A 19,749-nucleotide genomic window follows, 5' to 3' on the forward strand; every position below is an offset into this window, starting at 1 on the left:
TGACAAACCTGTGCAAGTAGTTAATTGTGTTGAACTTATAAGGTAATCCATATACAACTCTTTTAAGTTATTAACAGCCATCAGTCTTGCTTGCAAATTTAATCATTATTTTTGCGTAAGGTCAGTTAGTGATATAAAAGTTTAGAATTGGGATAAAAACTATCTTTAAGAAACTTTTGTTACAATGTATGATTATTTTTTAAAAATAAAAATTTGAAATAAAAGATGATGATTAGCCTTTCACATCCAAAGCATCGCGTAATGCATTTCCAATCAGCATAAAAGCCATAACTAAACTCATAATTGCCAACCCAGGAAATACAGCTAAATAAGCTTTTCCTAAAATGATGTAATTGTAATGGTCTTTAATCATAGCACCCCAAGAAGGAGTAGGAGGTTGAGCCCCAATTCCTAAAAAACTAAGTCCGCTTTCAATTAGTATAGCTGCTGCAAAATTAGCAGCAGAAATAACAATAATTGGAGCTAAAATATTAGGTAATATATGTCTGAAAATAATTCTGAAATTTAAAAACCCTAATGCTTTTGCTGCTTCTACATATTGCATTTTTTTAGCACTTAATATTTGTCCTCTAACTATCCTTGCTACCTCAACCCACATAGTTAAACCAACTGCAATAAACACTTGCCAAAATCCTTTGCCTAAAGCTAACGTAATTGCAATAACTAATAACAATGTAGGTATAGACCAAGTTATATTAATTAACCACATAATAAAAGCATCTATTTTTCCACCAAAATAACCAGCAATTGCACCCATAGAAATACCAATAACTAGAGAAATAAATACTGCTATAAATCCTATAAAAAAGGAAATTCGTGTTCCTATTAGCATTCTACTCAATAAATCGCGACCATATTTATCGGTTCCAAGATAAAATATTTTGGTTTTAATATATGGTTTTATATCATTTTTAGGAAATAAAGAAATAGGAGAAGTTTTACTTAAACTTTCTAGGCTATTCTCAGAATAAAGCTGAACGATAATATTATTTTTAGAAATATTATAATTACTAATTGGAATTTCGGTTTGTTGATTTTTTTTTCCGAATAAAAGTGAATTAAAAAAAGGTTGTTTACTGATTTTTTTAGAAGGTATAGTAAGCATTAACACCTTGAAACCGGGTTTTTTGGTATGGATTTCTATATGCATTTGATTAGCATTACTGCTATTATCTGGAGCTAGAACGTATGCGAAAACAGCAATAAATCCACAGAGTATTATATACCAAAAACTTAGCACTCCAATTTTGTTTTTTTTAAACTTATGAAGTGCTAATAAGGTTAATGAGTTAAGTTTACGTTTCAAAAGGTTGATTTAGACTATAAACGTAAAAGTAAGTATTAATTTTTAACCAAATGTAATTCGGGTTTTAATTTTAATTCTGCTAAAACGTCTATAGCTTCCTGCATGTAAATATCTTTTTTTAAGTTTTTGTGCCAAGCGTTTCTTTTATCTAATAAATCTTTGCTTTTTTCAACTAAAGGTTTTTCATATAATGGAGAATTATAGGTCAAATTAGTAGTGTATTTTTTTAAAGCATCATACTTTTTAGCTTTTGTTTCGGTAGTATTAATTTCATTTTTATAATCTTTATAATCTAGGGAAATGGAAGTGTCATCTTGATTTTTTTTCAACCATTTTGCATTGTCATCTATAAGTTTAAAGTATTTATTATCTGCTATTCGTTTTTTGCTATTGTTTATAGTTTCATTAAAATTTGTATAATTATTCCAAAGCGAATAGGTTGCCGCTGGAACTTTATCAAAAGGTAAAGGATTTTCTAAATCGCGTTCTCCAATTTTTAAATAGGTATATCTATCCGGTAACATAATATCAGAATGTACGCCTTCTAATTGGGTAGCACCGCCATTAATTCTGTAGAATTTTTGAATGGTCATTTTTAATGCACCTAAATCTTCTTTTGAATTTGAATATCTGTTCAAATCTAACAGACTTTGAACGGTACCTTTTCCGTAGGTTTGTTTACTTCCAATAACCACAGCTCTTCCATAATCTTGCATTGCTGCGGTAAATATTTCAGAAGCGGAGGCTGATAATTCATTCACTAAAATTACCAATGGGCCATCCCATTCAATTTGGGCCTTTTTATCACTTTTTACGGTTGCATTTCTGTCTCTGTATTTTACTTGGACAACGGGTCCTTTACCAATAAATAATCCTGATATTTCTATGGCAGTTTTTAAAGAACCTCCACCATTATTTCGTAAATCAATAACTAATCCTTCTACATTTTCTTTTTTTAGACGTTTAATTTCTTGAGCCATATCGGTAGCAGAATTTCTAAAGTTTTTTTCATCAAAATCAATATAAAATTTAGGTAAATTTATGATGCCAAATTTTCTATTATTTTTAGTAACAACACTAGACTTTACAAAAGTATCTTCTAGTTCAACTACATCTCTAATAATGGAGATTACCTTAATGGTACCATCTAATTTTTTTACAGTTAACTTTACTTCAGTGCCTTTTTTACCTTTTATATATTCAATGGCATCATCTAAACGCATACCAACAATATCTACGGGTTCTTTATCGCCTTGAGCTACTTTTAAAATAATATCGCCTACTTCAAGTTCTCCTTCTTTCCAAGCTGGACCTCCAGAAATTAATGCACTAACTTTGGTATAATCGTTTTTCTTTTGAAGCCTAGCACCTATACCTTCAATTTTGCCGGACATTGAAATATCAAATTGCTTTTTAACACTGGCATCAAAATAGGCGGTATGAGGATCAAATTCTTTAGCAATGCTATTTAAATAGGTAGAAAACCAATCTTGATAGGAAATATCATGCATTCTTATAAAAAAGTCGCTCATATTTTCTTTTGTTTTTGCTCGGGCTGCTTTTTCAAGTTCTACAAACGATTTCTTTTTATAGTTTTTATCTTTTTTTAATTTATCATTTTCTAAAGTTATATGGTCATACAGCCTTGATAAAGTACTTAGTTTTAATTGTTTACGCCAAATATTGATTAATCCGGCTTTACTTTTAGCATACGGCATTTTATCATAATCAACATTTAAAATTTCTTTTTTATTGAAATCAAATGGCTGAGCTAAAATTTCAGGATAATAACTTTCAGCTTCTTTTATTCTTTCAGATAAACGATTATAAACTAAATAGAAAAAACTTAAATCATCATTTTTTATTTGATCGTCAATATCAGTTTTATATTTTGAAAATTCATCAATATCAGATTGTAAAAAATAGTGTTTAGAAGGATCTAAATCGTTAATAAAGTTTTTATAAACTTTTTTAGAAAAATCATCATTTAGCTGCTTAGGTTTGTAATGGCCTTGAGTTAATACATATTTTAAAATAGATAATAATAATTTATCGTTAGGATTGTTGTTGTTTGCTTGTGTGTTATACCCAAATAATAATGCAAAAGCCAATAATATAGGTATTAAAAATTTAATTTTTTTACTCATCATCTGTCTATTTCTTTTTTGTTAAATGCTTTAGTAAGCTACTAAAATAATGCCAATAATTTAATTTGTTGATTTATTTAAGTTTTTTTTAGTAAAAAATAAACTTAATTTGTTTTTTGAATTAAAGTATTCTGAATGAAAATTCTTTAAAGAAAAATATTTAAAACAAAAATATAGATAAATATCGTGTATAATTCTTTACAAAATGTTAAAGTTTAAAAGTAGCAAAATCATTAAAATAGATTAGTTTTGTTATTTAAAAATAGGATGATGAAAAAAAGACCTTTAATTTTAGTTACTAATGATGATGGTATCACCGCACCAGGAATGAGAACCTTAATTTCTGTGATGAATGAAATAGGAGAAGTGGTTGTAATTGCACCTGATAGTCCACAAAGTGGAATGGGACATGCGGTAACTATTAATGAAACCTTGTATTGTGAAGAAATAAAAATTGATGATGGTCCACAACGTGAATATAAATCTTCAGGAACTCCTGTAGATTGTGTTAAATTGGCGGTTAGTGAAATTTTAGATAGAAAACCAGATTTATGCGTTTCAGGAATTAATCATGGTTCAAATTCTTCAATTAATGTTATTTATTCAGGCACTATGAGTGCAGCGGTTGAAGCAGGAGTTGAAGGAATACCAGCTATTGGTTTTTCACTTTTAGATCATACGTGGAGTGCTAATTTTAAGCCTTTAAAAAAATATATTAAACAACTTGCTTTAAATGTTTTAGAAAACGGATTGCCAGATGGTGTAGTTTTAAATGTCAATTTCCCTAAACAGGAAACATTTAAAGGAATAAAAGTATGTAGGCAAGCTCGTGCAAATTGGGTAGAAGAATTTGATAAGCGTGTTAATCCAGGAGGTAAGGAATATTATTGGCTAACGGGTAAATTTGTGAATATGGATAAAGGTGAAGATACCGATGAATGGGCATTAGCGAATGGCTATATTTCCTTAGTACCTGTGCAATTCGATTTAACGGCATATCACGTTATTAATGAGCTTAATAATTGGAAATTAAATAACTTTCATACCAATAATAAAAAGTGAAAAAGGAAATAGTTATAGGTTTTTTAACGGCTTTAATTGCTACCTTTTTTGGGTGCTATTTATTTATTGAATACTTTTCAAATAAAGGGTTTTATGAAACCATTAAACTTATAACTGAAGGCAATTTGGAAAGCAAAGTATTAGTAATAGGAGCTATTGCAAATTTCTTTGTGTTTTTTATTTTTTTAAAAAAGAAACAAATTTATAGAGCTAGAGGTGTTTTATTAGCCACTTTTTTAATTGCTTTTTTAGTGTTATTTTTAACCATATTTGGTAAATAATTGTTTGTGTTATGAAGTATTATATTATTGCTGGTGAAGCTTCTGGTGATTTGCACGGTGCTAATTTAATAAAGGCAATGTTGGAAAAAAATCCCAATGCAAATATTAGGTTTTGGGGAGGCGATTTAATGCAGAAAGCTGGAGGAACTTTAGTAAAACATTATAAAGATTTAGCTTTTATGGGTTTTGCAGAAGTTTTAATGAATATTAACACCATTTTTAAAAATATTTCTTTTTGTAAAAACGATATTTTACAGTTTAAACCAGATGCTTTAATTCTAATAGATTACCCGGGGTTTAATATGCGAATTGCGGATTTCGCCAAAAAAAAAGGGATAAAAGTTTACTATTATATTTCTCCACAAATTTGGGCTTGGAAAGAAAATAGAATTAAAAAAATTAAACGTGATGTTGATGAAATGTTTGTAATTCTTCCTTTTGAAAAGGAATTTTATGAACAAAAACACCATTTTCCAGTTAAATTTGTAGGTCATCCGCTTATTGATGCTATAGCCAATAGAATTCAAGTAGATGAAAATGCTTTCAGAAAAGAACACAGATTATCTAAAAAACCAATTATTGCTTTATTACCTGGTAGCCGAAAACAAGAAATAAAAAAAATGCTTTCCGTAATGTTAAAAATGGCATCTAAATTTACAGATTATCAGTTTATAATTGCTGGAGCACCAAGTCAACATTACGAGTTTTACAAACCTTTTATAAAACGTAAAAACGTAAAATTTATAAGCAATAAAACCTACGATTTATTGTCTATTTCGTATGCTGCAATAGTTACTTCTGGTACGGCAACACTAGAAACAGCTTTGTTTAAAGTGCCTGAAATTGTGTGTTATAAAACTAGTTGGATTTCATATCAGATTGGTAAACAGTTGGTTAAATTGAAATATATTTCCTTAGTAAATTTAATTATGGATAAAGAAGTGGTTACCGAATTAATTCAAGGTGATTTTAATGAAAACCGATTGGAAAAAGAATTAAAATTATTGCTAGATGATTATAAACGTGCCATTTTATTTTTAGATTATTATGATTTAGAGCAAAAGTTAGGTGGTAAAGGTGCATCTGAAAAAGTTGCAGCCTATATTACTGCATAAAAAAAGACTTTTAGAAAGATTATAATCTAAAAGTCTTTTTTATTAATGGTTTTTATTTATTCGCAAACTGCTTTTAAAGTATCTTCAATATCACCAGGAGTACTCATTATTTTCATAAAAGTTCCCATAGTTAATTCTGGCCAACTTAAAGCTAATCTATATTTCCCGTGTAACATAGTTACAGTTTTTCCTTGTAAAATTATTTCATAAGGCATAGCCGCAATATTTTGTTCTCCAATTTTTGGTAAAAAATAAGCTTCGCCATCTTCTTTATTTTGTAAACCAATGCCAAATACCGCAACCTTTTGTTCTGGATAAATAATTTTATAAACTAAAATAGTTTTTCCTTTATGAGCTTTTAAATTATTTTCAATGGTTTTTAAACCAATATCAAAAGATGCAAATTCATTTAATTCAACAGGATCAGTAAAATAAGGCATAAATACTTTATAATGATATTTTTTAATTTTGTTTGCTTCAATACTACCTCCAAAAGGTTTAAACTCATTTCCTAAAGTAGCTAATGCATTTTTTACATCTGCACTAAATTTTTGAAAAACACTTTTAAAAGTAACATAATTATCTTGCATATAAGCACGCAAAAAATAATCAGGATTTGTGTAAGAAATGGTGATTTTTCCATTTTTTTCTATTAAACCAACTTTAAAAGCTGCACCAAGAGCACCTCTATCGCTTACCTTAACTACAGTGTTTTTTAAATTTTTATTTGTAAAAACAATTACTTGAAAGGTATTCTTATTTTCAGGATTGTATTTTCCTAAAATTGTAAACGAATTGTTTTTTAAAGCATTTATTACAGCTTCAGATGTTTGTTGCATGGTATTTGTGGTTTCTCCTACTTTTATATAAGGTGAAATATCTTGTGCAAAAACACTTGAACTGAATAAAATAATTGTAATACTGCTGAGAATTAATTTTTTCATAATTTTAATATTTTATAACGTATCAAATTTACGTTATTAGCAATAGCTTAATTATGATTTAAATCATATTATTTAAAAGGATAAAGGGTTAATAAAAAATGATCTAATAATTTTTTTGTAGTTTTATCCTGCTATGATTAAGTTTTTGAAGTTTATACCTGTACAACTTACCTTTTTTTTAATTATTGGAATTTTAATTGGAAATTATTTTCAATTTTCTAATGTTTTTATCACTCAAAGTTTATTTGGTTTAATTCTTTTTTTTGGAATAATTTACTTTTTAATCTTAAAAAAGAAAAGAGGAAATAGTTTCTTCAATTCCTTGTTTTTTGTGATTACTATTTTTATAGGAATTGCAACAATTACATTTCAAAATAGTAAGAATAGTATTAATTATTATGGTAACAATATCGAAATTTCTAAAAATGAAAATCCATTAATTTATCTTCGGATAATAAAAATTTTAAAGGCTAATAAGTATTATCAGAAGTTTGAAGTAGCAGTAATTCAGCTAGATACTACTAAAACTATCGGTAAAGTTTTAGTAAATATTCAAAAGGATAGTATTGAAGCTGAACTTGGTATTGATGCTGTTTTGTTAGCAAAAGCTCATTTTAAAACAATTCCGAATCCTAAAAATCCATATAGTTTTAATTACAAAAAGTACTTAGCAAACAAACAGATTTATTATCAGCTAACTTTATATAAAAATCAATACAAAAAGTTAACTAAAAATGAAATCACTTTAAATGGATTGGCATATTCAGTTAGAAGTAAAATTAATAAATCATTACAAAAAAAAGGTTTTAAAAATAATGAATTAGCAGTAATAAATGCTTTGTTATTAGGGCAGCGAAACACGGTATCTAGTGATTTGTTAAAAAGCTATGCAGGAGCGGGTGCAATTCATATTTTGGCTGTTTCAGGCTTACATATTGGTGTATTATTGTTATTATTAACTTGGTTATTTAAACCACTTCACAACCTCAAAAACGGAAAAACTTATGCATTAATAATCATAGTTATTTTGTTATGGCTCTATGCTATTCTAGCCGGATTATCAGCATCAGTGGTTAGGGCAGTTGCTATGTTTACAGCTATTGCCATAAGTTTAAATGTAAATAGACTGTCAAATATTTATAATGTTTTGATAATATCCATGTTTTTTTTATTGCTTTTTCACCCAATTTATTTATTTGATGTAGGTTTTCAATTAAGTTATTTGGCTGTTTTTGCTATAGTTTGGTTACAACCAAAATTTTATAAATTAATAAAAATGCCTAATTGGATTTTTGATAAATTATGGCAATTATTTACCGTTTCTATCGCAGCTCAAATTGGTATTTTGCCTTTGAGTAGTTATTATTTCCATCAATTTCCTGGTTTATTTTTTGTAGCTAATTTGATTATTATTCCTTTTTTAGGAATAATTTTAATTACAGGAATTTTAGTAATTGTACTTTCCTTATTAAATATTTTGCCTGAATTTTTAGCTAAATTATATAGTTTTATTATTCATTTTATGAATGAAATAGTTGCTTTTATTGCTAATCAACATCAATTTTTAATTCAAAATATTTCTATATCATTTGCTGTTATGCTCTGTTTTTATCTGTTTGTTTTATTGTTTTTTAAATATGTAGAAAAGCAAAAATTTAATAGGTTGATATTGGTGTTTTTTAGTGTAATCTTCTTACAAATATTATTTATTTATGAAAAGCACAAGCTACAAACCGTAAATGAATTCATTGTATTTAATAAAACAAAATCTTCTATTTTTGGAATTCGTAATGGAGAGAATTTCAAAGTTTATTTGTCAACTAATAAACTAAATAAAACTTCTAATCCTATAAACTCTTATTTGGTTGGTACTGGATTAAAAAATATTGAGATTTCACTTCAAAAAAGTAAGCTGTATCAATTTAATACAGTTAATTTTTTAAGAATAGATAGTTTAGGATTGTATCCTTCAAAATTTAAAAAGCCGCTTGTAATTATACTACAAAAATCACCAAAAATTAATTTGGAAAGGTTATTAATTACTTTAAAACCAACCACAATAATTGTAGATGGTTCTAATTATAAAAGTTATGTTGTAAATTGGAAAAAAACATGTATAAAATATAAAACTCCTTTTTACAATACAATGCAAAAAGGAGTTTTTAAAATAATAAATTAAGAGATTTTAATCTTTAAATTTATAAGCAAAATTAGAAGAATATTCTTCAAAATCTTCTTTAGTTTTTATATTTTTATAATCATCGTTCTTAAAAATTTTTAAAAAAATTTCTAATTGTTTAGGGGTTTTATAACCAACCAAGGGACCAATAAAATCCGATTTTTCATCAATAAAAAGGATAGTTGGATAGGCTCTTACACCATAATACCCTGCTAATTCATGTGAACTATTTCTTCCTTTTTTATTTGGATCAAAATTTGGATTACTAAATGTTTTTCCTTTAAACTCAATTTTTTCATTTCCTTCCGCATTAAATTTTACGGCGTAGTAGTTTTTATTAACATAAGCTACTAAATCAGGATTGTGAAAAGTATTTCTATCAAGCATTTTACAAGGTCCACACCACTTGGTATAAGCATCAACCATTATTTTTTTAGGATTTGTTTTTTGAGCCTCAATAGCTTGTTCAAAGTTCATCCAGTGAATTTCTTGAGCATTTATTGATAAGGTAGTTATTAAAATAAGGGTAAAAATTATTTTTTTCATTTATAAAATTTTAGTTAGTTATAACCTGAGTTCGATATAAGGATTTAGTTGTTCAAAACGCTATTCTCGATACAATTTTCTATTGAAAATTACTCGAATTGACGTGTTTTGTTTGCAAATTACGTCAGATTGAGTGAAATTCTGAAAGAATTTTGTATCGAAATCAAGTAATTTGCTTACATCGAACTCAGGTTTATATGTATAAGACGCAATAATGTTGCCAAAATTACAATTTTGGGTTTATATTTATTTAACGCCATGCATTAATTTTTTAAGAACAGGGTTTAATAGAAAAGCAATTATACCAATTATAAATGGTACAATGGTAAATATTAAAAAGAAAGTGGCTATATCATACCTTGCTGTAATATCATCAATCATAGAGCCCATTATTCCTGATGCTTTATTTCCTATAGCCAATGCTAAATACCAAACGCCAAACATAAAAGCAATCATGCGTGCAGGTACAAGTTTGCTAACATAAGATAAACCTACAGGAGATACGCAAAGTTCTCCCAAAGTATGAAATAGAAAAGCTAAAATAAGCCAAATAAAACTTACTGATGCAGTTTTTGCTCCTTGAGGAATCCCTGAAGCACCAAATGCTAAAAATGCAAAACCAATTCCCAAAAAGAAAAGTCCAATACCGTACTTTGATGCGGGATTAGGATTATATTTACTTTCCCACCATTTAGAAAATAAAGGAGCTAAAATAATAATAAATAATGAGTTTAAAATTAAAAACCATGTAGCAGGAATTTGAATCTCGTTTTCACGTTTTTTTATAATAGTTGCATTAATTGTTGAAGCTATTTTTTGGGACTCTTGAGTCCCAATTAGTTTAAAATTAGTTCCTTTTTTATCTATATCTATAATCGATATTTTATCATTTTTTACATATTCTGATGAAGAACGAATGACTGTGTTTTTGTTAATTATTTTTACATTTTCAGGAATTTTAGTTTCTTTTGTTATTTCAAAATCTTTTATACTTTTTTTGCCATCAGCATCTAGTTGACTTAATTGATAAGTTGGATAGGTTATTTCATAAGAAAAGGTGTTGAAATTTCTATTAATTTTCCAAATTACCAATCCCCAAATTATAACAAAACTAAAACCTAAAATAAGGTTAGAAATAAAATATTTTTTAAATGTTTGTCTAAAAAGTAAAAATAAAACCCAAGTAATAAGAGCAATTGGAACCACGGTAATAATTACATCAACAATATTAAAAATGAAAGCGGCATTGCCAGATAAAATACGGTTAGTATAATCTTTTGCAAAAATACTCATTGAGCCTCCTGCTTGTTCAAATGACGCCCAAAAAAAGATAATAAATGATGCAAAAATTACTACGGCAATCATTTTATCACGAGTAATTTTGCTATATCGTATAATTCTTGATGCCAATAAAAACAAAAAAATGACGAGCGTAATTGTAATAGCAACTCCCGAATAATCTGTTTTATGAAAACTTAGGAGGTTATAATTAATTATTTTTGATAAAGGATCGTTAATTATCCAAGTTAATCCTAAAACAGCAACGATTATTATTAATGTTTTATCTAAAAGTGTAAACGGATTTAATTTATCTTCAATTTCAGTATGATTATCAGCTTCAATGTTTTTATTTTCTTTATTTGGTTTCTTTCCAACATCGCCAAAAATATCATGGGCAAAGGTAAATTGTAGTAATCCTAATAGCATAAAAATACCTGCTAAACCAAAGCCCCAACTCCAGCCTAATTCTTCTCCCATATAACCACAAAGCATAATCCCTAAAAAAGCACCAGCATTAACACCCATATAAAAAATAGTATAAGCACCATCTTTTTTTTCGGGAAAATCTTTATATAAAATTGAAATAAACGAACTCATATTAGGTTTAAAAAAACCTGTACCAATTATCAATAAACCAAGTCCTAGATATAAAAAAAATGCATTGGATTCTATTGACATACTTGCATGCCCTAAAGTCATAATTAAAGCACCAATAATTATTGCTTTTCTATTTCCTAGGTATTTATCGGCTAAGATTCCTCCAATTATGGGAGTTAAATAGAGTAGTGCTAAATAAGTTCCATAAAGTGCCAAAGCATTCTCGCGAGGCCAATTCCAACCGCCAATTCCTAAAGCACTTACTAAAAATAATACAAGTAAAGCACGCATTCCGTAGAATGAAAATCGCTCCCACATTTCAGTAAAAAATAACACAAAAAGCCCAGCAGGATGTCCTAGTACTTGAGTTTCAAAAAATTCGTTTGAAGATTTATTCATGTGTTTTAATTATTAATGCATAAACAAACACCTCTTTTTACTTTGCAAAAAGAGGTGTTTGTTTTAGATTAGGAAATCTTTTTCTTTTTTGAATTATATATCCTATCATAAATTAACAATGCAAAAAAGGTAAATAAACCTATTCCAACAAAAATATACAATATTTCGTTTGGGTGATAAGTATCCCATAAATGTGTTGTTAATTGATCTACATTCATATGTAATTTATCTGCAACTTGGGCTATATAGTCATTTTTAGTGATATCAACTTTTACATCTTTTAAAACTTTGCCAACCTTATCTACCGCTTTAAATCCTGTTTTGGTATAATGAATAAGTTGTCCGTTTTTATCAACCATTTCAAAACCTTTTGCAATAGCTTCTTTTTGTGCTAAAGATATTTTTGCAGAGATGGAACCATAAACGCTTCCAGATAGCCATCCTGCAATTTTATTACCAACAAATACGGGTAAAAAATAAGTTCCCATATAAAGTGCTTCTTTACCTTTTGGTGATATTTCGGCAATATAAGCTGAAAATTTTGGGTTTGCTGTCATTTCGCCAATGGCAAAAATGATAATTCCAAGAATAATGAATAATCCATCTCTAAAATAAAAAGTTAATCCAATACCAAAAGAAACAATAATGAATCCAATAATCATTGCATTAACAGGTTTCCATTTAATGATTACATATGAAATAAGCATTTGCAGAATTATGATTGCAAAAGCATCTAAATTAACCAGTAATTCAGGTTTTGCAATTGGTGCAGTACCATCACTTATTAAAGATGCTAGTATAGGAGAAAAATTATGAACACTAGTAAAAAGTTGTTTCAAATTTACCCAATCTTGAATGTATTTTGGTAAGGTGTAAAACAGCTGGTTAAAAAGTGTCCAAAAACCTATCATTATAATTAGTAATACGGTTAATCTGGAATCTTTTAATGCTTCCCAAATATTTAAAAAAGATTTCTTAATTGTTTCAAAAATGCTATTATCAGATTTTTCTATTTTATCTTGTTTAAAAAAGAAAATATTAAAAAGAAGATTAACAAGAATAACTGCGGTAGCCATTTTAAAAGCGATTACCCAATTAGTTTCTCCTCTTAGTTTTCCAACAATAAAAGGACCAATCCAACCACCAATATTCACCATCATATAAAAAACTCCAAAGCCCATTGAAGAGTTACCTTCATTAGTTGTTCTAGTTACAATAGCTGATGCAACTGGCTTAAACATAGCAGCACCTAAAGCTAAAAATAAAAACACAAAGTAAAATGACCAATAAGAATGCACATAACCTAGGGTTGCATATCCAATTGCCAAGGTAACAAATGATATTACTAAACTAAGTTTATAACCGATTCTATCAGCAATAGCTCCAGTAATTAATGGTAAAAAATATAATAATCCTGTAACATCTCCAATAATTTTACCTCCTTGGTCATCTGTAAATCCGAGTCCGTTTTTATCCTTTGAGGCTACCAAATACATGGCTAATATGGCAAACATTCCATACCAAGCAAAACGTTCTAATAATTCAAAAACACTTGCCATCCAAAACCTTTTAGGAAAAGATTTCATCAATGGAATAAATCCTATTTTTTTATTCTCTGTATTCATTTTAATTGTTTTTAATATAAAAAAAACTCAACTAAACAAGTTAGCTGAGCCTTTTATTAGTATTTATTAGATTTTTTAATGTTCATTATTAGTGAATTCCTTTCATTGCTTTATTTAAAAATGGTGATATTGCTAATAATGCAACAGCGGAACCTAACATAACCATCATAATAAATGGATATAGTTCAAAGTTGTATTTTTGTAAAATGCTTTCAAGCATTCCTGCCATAAAATTACCTGCAGCAAAACTAGCCATCCATAAGCCCATAACTACAGAAACTAATTTGGTTGGAGCCAATTTAGTAATCATAGATAAACCAATTGGAGATAACATTAATTCTCCTAAGGTTAGTAAAGTATAAACCGAAACTAACCACCAAGGAGATACTAAACTTCCACCACTTGCTGCATTTGCAGCTTGTGTCATTACCCAAAAGGCTAATGCACCTAAAAACAACCCTAATGAAAATTTAATTGGAGTTCTTGGATTCCATCCTTTTTTATCTAACCATAACCACATTATTGAAAATATAGGCACAAATACTAAAATAGCAAAGGAGTTAACGTTTTGAAACCATGTTGCTGGCATTTCCCATCCAAACATCATTCTATTGGTGTTTTCTTTTGCAAACAAACTAAAAGTACCTCCGGCTTGTTCAAACCCAGCCCAAAACACAATGTTAAAAATTGCCAATACAATAATTACTGCCATTCGGCTCCATTCATGTGAACCGCTAGTTCCTTTAAAAATGGTATATGATAAACCAATAATAATAGCTGCAAAACCAACATAAGTAATTCCAGTTTTAACAATTTCAGGTAAAAATCCCCAGGCATAAATTAAAACTAAAGTTCCAACAATTAATGAAATTGCATAAATAACAATGGTTGACCAATCTTTTGCATCTAATCTATTTTTGCTGTCTTTTGTGTTTGGAGGTAATCCATAATGTTCTAAGGTGTTTTCTCTCCAGTTTAACCATAAAACGCCTAAAACCATTCCAATACCAGCTGCTAAAAAGCCGTAACCCCAATTCACACTTTCGCCTAATCCACCAGCGATAAAAGTTCCTAAAATAGCACCTAAGTTGATACCTAAATAGAAAATATTAAAACCAGCATCTTTCATAGGATCGTTATCATTATAAAACTCACCTACAACTGTAGAAATATTTGGTTTAAAAAAACCATTACCAATAATTAAAATACCTAAGCCATAATGAAATAAAGATAATCTTGCATCAACGGATAAAGAATGATCTAAAAAAGAACTTGAAGCTAGAAAGAATTGTCCCACAGCCATAACTAAACCACCAATATATACGGTTTTTCGCTGTCCTAATAATCTATCGGAAACCCATCCACCTATAATAGGAGTTAGATAAACTAAACCTGTAAATATTGCATAAATTTCTAAGGCAGCTTCTCTATCTAATCCAAAACCATTATCTACTAAGGTTGCAGTTAAATATAAGGTAAGAAGAGCACGCATGCCGTAGTAACTAAATCGTTCCCACATTTCAGTTGCGAACAAGGTATATAGCCCTTTAGGATGTGATTTTCTAAATGGTATTTCTTTCATAATTTAATTGTTTGTTTATTTATTTTTAAATTTTGCTCGATAAAAGTAGTCATTTTATTGTAAAGGTGTAATCGAGTATTCTTACCTCTATAAATTCCGTGAGTTCTATCTGGATAAATAGCTTCGTCAAATGGTTTGTTCGCTTCTATTAATGCATTTGAAAATCGCATAGTATTTTGAAAATGAACATTATCATCTCCGGTTCCATGTACCAATAACAATTTTCCTTTTAATAAAGTAGCATAGTTTAATGGTGAATTATCATCGTAACCTGAAGGATTTTCTTGAGGAGTTTGCATATAGCGTTCAGTGTAAATTGAGTCATAAAAACGCCAACTGGTTACAGGAGCAACCGCAATTGCCATTTTAAACACATCATTTCCTTTTAAAATGCAATTTGCCGACATAAATCCGCCATAACTCCAACCCCAAATTCCAATTTCATTTGCATCAATATAAGGGTTTTTACCTAATTCTTTGGCTGCTTCTATTTGGTCTTGAACTTCATATTTTCCTAATTCTTTGTAAGTTACTTTTTTAAAATCTGCTCCTTTAAAACCAGTTCCTCTTCCATCCACACAAACAATAACATAGCCTTTTTCGGCTAATAACTCGTACCAGTAATCGTTTGATCTATTCCAAGTATTACTCACAGATTGTGAACCTGGGCCAGAATATTGTGTCATAAATAATGGATATTTATTTGCTGAACTAAAGTTTGTAGGTTTTATCATCCAAGCATTGAATTCTCCATTTTTGGTTTTTAAAGTAAAAAATTCTTTAGGCGAAAGGTTGTAGTTTTTCAGTCTGGTTAACAAAGCATTATTGTTTAATATTTCTTTTAGCTTTTCGCCTTTACCATTGTATAAGGTGTAAATTGGAGGCGTGTTTACATCAGAGAAAGAGTTTATAAAATAATTAAAATTTTTACTGAATGAAGCGTTGTTTGTACCTGAAGAATTTGTTAATCTTCTTTTGTTTTTACCATTTAAATTGATGGAGTAAATAGTCCTGTTTATGGAGCCATCTTCAGTAGACTGATAGAAAAGCGTTTTTGTTTTTTCATTAACTCCGTAAAAATCAGTTACTTCCCAATTTCCTTTGGTGATTTGTTTTATTAATTTTCCAGTTTTTGAATAATGATAAATATGATTAAAGCCACTTTTTTCGCTAGTCCAAATAAAGCTATTATCACTTAAAAAAGTTAAATTATTGGTTATATCAACATAGGCCTTATCGGCTTCATTAAAAACTACTTTTGAAGAAAAATTAGTAGTATTTATAAAATATAAATTCAAATTATTTTGATGTCGGTTTAGGGTGGTTGCACATAAAATATTGGTATTTTTAGTCCATTTAAATCTAGGAATATATTCATAATTACCTAAATCAATTTTAGTAGATTTTTTTGAACTTACATTGTACAAATTTAGGGTTACAATCGAGTTTTTTTCACCTGCTTTCGGATATTTAAAAACGTGTTGTGTTGGGTACAATGTTTTACCATAAATTTCCATAGAAAAAGTTGGGACTTCGCTTTCATCAAATCTTAAATAGGCAATATTTTTACTGTCGTTACTCCATTTAAAAGCTCTAACAAATTCAAATTCTTCTTCGTAAACCCAATCACAAATACCATTAATAATACTATTTTTCAATCCATCAAAAGTTACTTGAGTAACAATATTTGTCTCTAAATTTTTAATGTAAATATTATTATTTTTTGCGTAAGCAACTTTTTTATTATCGGGAGAAAATGTTGGTTCCTGTATTTTATCTTTATCTATTAATTGCAAAGATTTTGATGCAATATCGTAAACATAAAATAAGCCTAAAGAAGATCTTCTGTAAATAGGTTCAATATCAATTCCTAAAATTAATTTAGTTTCATTGTTATTAAAAACGTAATTTTCGAAATATTTTAAATTGTTTAAATCTTTGCTATCAACAATAGTTTTTACTTTTTTTAAAGTTTCATAACTATATTTATCTACGGAAGTGCTTCTAGTTTCCTTATTAAAATTCAATAGCGTATAAAAATCACCATTCATAGAATTTAACTCATTCATTCGTTGAGTTCTAAACGAACCATTCCAAATTTCGTTTAATGTAATGTCTTTTTTTTGTGCATTTGCTATGGAAGTAATAGCTATAAAAATGAGAAGTATTTTTTTCATAAAATTAACTTTCTTAAAATAAGTGCCAAGTTTACTAAAAATTTAGCAAATTAAACCTGAGATAACTCATAAAATAACTCATAAAATGTATTATGGAGTATTTTATTTTTATTGATTTATATTTGTTGCTACATTAATTTTAAGATTAAAATGGGAAAAAGTGTTCATGGATTTTCAAAACTATCAAAACTTCAAAAAATAGATTGGTTAGTAACTACCTTTTTTAATGATAATAAAAAAATAAAAAAAGTAATTCAACAATATTGGAATACCAATAAAGTATTGCAAAATTTACATGATGATTTTATAGAAAATACCATTTCTAATTTTTACATGCCTTTTGCTGTTGCTCCCAATTTTTTAATAAACGATAAGGAATATACCATTCCAATGGTTATTGAAGAAAGTTCAGTAGTTGCCGCAGCATCTTTAGTGGCAAAGTTTTGGAGAACTCGTGGTGGATTTAAAGCTAAAGTAATTGCTACTAAAAAAGTAGGTCAAGTTCATTTTATGTATGATGGTGATAAACAGAAACTTCAGAATTATTTTTCCTTAAAAAAGAAAGAATTATTTATAGCTACAGCTGATATCACTAAAAACATGCGAAAACGTGGTGGTGGAATTTTAGAGATAGAATTGCGTGATAAAACTGAAGAATTAGCTAATTATTATCAGTTGCATGTTACTTTTGAGACAGTTGATAGTATGGGAGCTAACTTTATAAATTCTTGTTTAGAAGCCATTGCCAAAGAATTCGAAAATGAAGCTATTAAAATAGTTATGAGTATTTTATCAAACTATGTTCCAGAATGTTTGGTGCATGCAGAGGTAAGTTGTAAAGTAGATGATTTATATGCTGAAAATTCTAAAGTATTGGCACAAAAATTTATACAAGCAATTCAAATTGCCAATGCAGAACCACACAGAGCTGTAACACACAACAAAGGAATTATGAATGGAGTAGATGCAGTTGTACTTGCAACAGGAAACGATTTTAGAGCTATTGAAGCTGGTGCACATGCGTTTGCTGCAAGAAATGGTAAATATAAGAGTTTAACCAATGCAACTATTGAAAATGGTATCTTCAAATTTTGGATTGAAATTCCGTTAGCATTAGGAACTGTTGGAGGTTTAACCAAGTTACATCCATTATCAAAATTATCCTTAGAATTATTAGAAAACCCATCTGCAAAAGAATTGATGGAAATTATAGCCGTGGCTGGATTGGCTCAAAACTTTGCAGCTTTAAGAGCATTAACTACTACAGGAATTCAAAAAGGACATATGAAAATGCACTTGACAAATATTATTAAACAATTAGGTGCAAGCAAGGAAGAAAAAGCCTTTTTAATCGATTATTTTGAGCATAAAACGGTAACTCATAATGCGGTTGTTGAGGCTTATAAAAAGTTAGCAAAAGACAAATAATAATTTGGTAGCTGAGCGGAGTCGAAATGATTTAAGATTTTGGCTTCGATTTTCTTGGTCGTCATAAAAGAGTAGATAATAACTAATGAACAAATTTTACAGCAACGGAAAATTATTAATAACAGGCGAATATTTTGTGCTGGATGGAGCAAAATCATTGGCTGTTCCAACTACGTGCGGTCAATATTTAATGATTCAGCCTATAGAAGAACCAAAACTAATTTGGAATAGTTTTACAAATGAAGGTATTTGTTGGTTGGAGGCAATTTTTGAGTTGCCAAAATTACGTTTAATTAGTGCAACGTTTGATTCAGAAAAAGATGGAGGAAACGATAAGCTTGCTGAAAATTTAAGGGAAATATTGTTTCAAACTCAAAAGTTGAATCCAACTTTTTTAAATTCAGAAAAAGGATTTTCAGTAAAAACAACTCTTACTTTTCCTAAAAATTGGGGATTGGGAACTTCTTCAACATTAATAAATAATATTGCAAATTGGGCAAAAGTTAATCCGTATAAATTATTAGAAAACACATTTGGAGGAAGCGGTTATGATATTGCTTGTGCTCAACATAATACACCAATTTTATACACAAGAAACGTAATAAATCCAATTGCTAAGCAGGTCGATTTCAATCCTTCATTTAAAGAAAACTTGTATTTTGTGTATTTAAACAAAAAACAAAATAGCAGAGAAGGCATTCAACGATTTAAAAATTTAAAAGAAAATTTAACTTCTGAAATAAAAGACATTTCAGAAATAACAGATGCTATTGTGAATTGTAAAAATTTGCTTGATTTTGAAAAATTACTTTTTGAACATGAACAAATCGTATCAAAAACAATTCAGTTGAAAACAGTACAGGAAGAATTGTTCGCTGATTATTTTGGGCAAGTAAAAAGTTTAGGAGCTTGGGGTGGCGATTTTATTTTGGCTACAGGAAATGAAGATACACCTAGCTATTTTAAACAAAAAGGATTTCAAACCGTGATTCTTTATAAAGATTTAATTTTATAACATATAACCTTGTGTAAAGTCGTCATTCTGAACCTGCCAGCAGC

Annotated in this window: 14 protein-coding genes; 6 read left to right on the forward strand and 8 right to left on the reverse strand. The window is 28.6% G+C overall.

The genetic code is table 11. From position 1 onward, the window contains the following. Positions 1–232: 232 nt before the first annotated feature. A complete protein-coding gene (locus L3J60_RS03120) occupies positions 233–1,327 on the reverse strand; it encodes an ABC transporter permease (RefSeq protein WP_291974028.1) in 1,095 nt (364 codons plus the stop codon). A 35-nt stretch (positions 1,328–1,362) separates the two neighbouring features. Continuing rightward, positions 1,363–3,474 (reverse strand): carboxy terminal-processing peptidase, encoded by a 2,112-nt coding sequence (locus tag L3J60_RS03125; RefSeq protein ID WP_291974029.1) that lies wholly within the window; start codon positions 3,472–3,474, stop codon positions 1,363–1,365. Positions 3,475–3,744: 270 nt separating this feature from the next. Between L3J60_RS03125 and surE the strand changes: the two genes are divergently transcribed. The 3 genes from surE to lpxB are packed head-to-tail and all read left to right on the forward strand — an operon-like array spanning position 3,745 to position 5,932. Then, positions 3,745–4,536: a 5'/3'-nucleotidase SurE gene (gene surE / locus L3J60_RS03130; protein WP_291974030.1), complete on the forward strand. Its 792-nt coding sequence runs from the start codon at positions 3,745–3,747 to the stop codon at positions 4,534–4,536. Next, positions 4,533–4,817 (forward strand): hypothetical protein, encoded by a 285-nt coding sequence (locus L3J60_RS03135; protein WP_291974031.1) that lies wholly within the window; start codon positions 4,533–4,535, stop codon positions 4,815–4,817. Before surE ends, L3J60_RS03135 begins: the two co-directional genes overlap by 4 nt. Before the next feature lie 11 nt (positions 4,818–4,828). After that, positions 4,829–5,932, forward strand: a complete 1,104-nt coding sequence (gene lpxB / locus L3J60_RS03140) for a lipid-A-disaccharide synthase (protein ID WP_291974032.1) — start codon at positions 4,829–4,831, stop codon at positions 5,930–5,932. A gap of 56 nt (positions 5,933–5,988) precedes the next feature. Here lpxB and L3J60_RS03145 read toward each other — a convergent pair whose 3' ends face one another. After that, a complete protein-coding gene (locus tag L3J60_RS03145; protein ID WP_291974033.1) occupies positions 5,989–6,876 on the reverse strand; it encodes a hypothetical protein in 888 nt (295 codons plus the stop codon). A 145-nt stretch (positions 6,877–7,021) separates the two neighbouring features. Between L3J60_RS03145 and L3J60_RS03150 the strand changes: the two genes are divergently transcribed. Further along, a complete protein-coding gene (locus L3J60_RS03150; protein WP_291974034.1) occupies positions 7,022–9,055 on the forward strand; it encodes a ComEC/Rec2 family competence protein in 2,034 nt (677 codons plus the stop codon). 6 nt (positions 9,056–9,061) lie between these two features. Here the strand turns inward: L3J60_RS03150 and L3J60_RS03155 are convergent, their stop codons facing one another. The 5 genes from L3J60_RS03155 to L3J60_RS03175 form a co-directional block, all read right to left on the reverse strand. Next, on the reverse strand, positions 9,062–9,601 hold the full coding sequence (locus L3J60_RS03155; RefSeq protein WP_291974035.1) for a thioredoxin fold domain-containing protein: 540 nt from the start codon (positions 9,599–9,601) through the stop codon (positions 9,062–9,064). Positions 9,602–9,847: 246 nt separating this feature from the next. Continuing rightward, on the reverse strand, positions 9,848–11,878 hold the full coding sequence (locus tag L3J60_RS03160; protein ID WP_291974036.1) for a peptide MFS transporter: 2,031 nt from the start codon (positions 11,876–11,878) through the stop codon (positions 9,848–9,850). A 68-nt stretch (positions 11,879–11,946) separates the two neighbouring features. Then, positions 11,947–13,503 (reverse strand): MFS transporter, encoded by a 1,557-nt coding sequence (locus L3J60_RS03165; RefSeq protein WP_291974037.1) that lies wholly within the window; start codon positions 13,501–13,503, stop codon positions 11,947–11,949. Between the two features lie 88 nt (positions 13,504–13,591). Further along, complete coding sequence (locus L3J60_RS03170; RefSeq protein ID WP_291974038.1) at positions 13,592–15,085, reverse strand: peptide MFS transporter; 1,494 nt, start codon at positions 15,083–15,085, stop codon at positions 13,592–13,594. Continuing rightward, positions 15,082–17,262 (reverse strand): S9 family peptidase, encoded by a 2,181-nt coding sequence (locus L3J60_RS03175; protein ID WP_291974039.1) that lies wholly within the window; start codon positions 17,260–17,262, stop codon positions 15,082–15,084. Before L3J60_RS03175 ends, L3J60_RS03170 begins: the two co-directional genes overlap by 4 nt. A 150-nt stretch (positions 17,263–17,412) precedes the next feature. Between L3J60_RS03175 and L3J60_RS03180 the strand changes: the two genes are divergently transcribed. Together L3J60_RS03180 and L3J60_RS03185 are read left to right on the forward strand one after the other, a co-directional pair. Next, positions 17,413–18,690 carry a hydroxymethylglutaryl-CoA reductase, degradative gene (locus L3J60_RS03180; protein WP_291974040.1) on the forward strand — a complete coding sequence of 426 codons (1,278 nt, stop codon included), beginning with the start codon at positions 17,413–17,415 and terminating at the stop codon, positions 18,688–18,690. 85 nt (positions 18,691–18,775) lie between these two features. Continuing rightward, the gene (locus L3J60_RS03185; protein WP_291974041.1) at positions 18,776–19,705 is read left to right on the forward strand and encodes a GYDIA family GHMP kinase; all 930 of its coding nucleotides are present in this window, start codon (positions 18,776–18,778) and stop codon (positions 19,703–19,705) included. Positions 19,706–19,749 lie beyond the last annotated feature (44 nt).

Source organism: Lutibacter sp. (assembly GCF_021647475.1).
Classification (GTDB): domain Bacteria; phylum Bacteroidota; class Bacteroidia; order Flavobacteriales; family Flavobacteriaceae; genus Lutibacter.

What these genes read in the sequence shown, in the direction of transcription:
- L3J60_RS03170 (WP_291974038.1), bottom strand. Translation starts at nt 15,085, where the DNA reads ATGAAAGAAATACCATTTAGAAAATCACATCCTAAAGGGCTATATACC.
- L3J60_RS03145 (WP_291974033.1), bottom strand. Translation starts at nt 6,876, where the DNA reads ATGAAAAAATTAATTCTCAGCAGTATTACAATTATTTTATTCAGTTCA.
- L3J60_RS03160 (WP_291974036.1), bottom strand. Translation starts at nt 11,878, where the DNA reads ATGAATAAATCTTCAAACGAATTTTTTGAAACTCAAGTACTAGGACAT.
- L3J60_RS03125 (WP_291974029.1), bottom strand. Translation starts at nt 3,474, where the DNA reads ATGAGTAAAAAAATTAAATTTTTAATACCTATATTATTGGCTTTTGCA.
- surE (WP_291974030.1), top strand. Translation starts at nt 3,745, where the DNA reads ATGAAAAAAAGACCTTTAATTTTAGTTACTAATGATGATGGTATCACC.
- L3J60_RS03185 (WP_291974041.1), top strand. Translation starts at nt 18,776, where the DNA reads ATGAACAAATTTTACAGCAACGGAAAATTATTAATAACAGGCGAATAT.
- L3J60_RS03155 (WP_291974035.1), bottom strand. Translation starts at nt 9,601, where the DNA reads ATGAAAAAAATAATTTTTACCCTTATTTTAATAACTACCTTATCAATA.
- lpxB (WP_291974032.1), top strand. Translation starts at nt 4,829, where the DNA reads ATGAAGTATTATATTATTGCTGGTGAAGCTTCTGGTGATTTGCACGGT.
- L3J60_RS03175 (WP_291974039.1), bottom strand. Translation starts at nt 17,262, where the DNA reads ATGAAAAAAATACTTCTCATTTTTATAGCTATTACTTCCATAGCAAAT.
- L3J60_RS03165 (WP_291974037.1), bottom strand. Translation starts at nt 13,503, where the DNA reads ATGAATACAGAGAATAAAAAAATAGGATTTATTCCATTGATGAAATCT.
- L3J60_RS03180 (WP_291974040.1), top strand. Translation starts at nt 17,413, where the DNA reads ATGGGAAAAAGTGTTCATGGATTTTCAAAACTATCAAAACTTCAAAAA.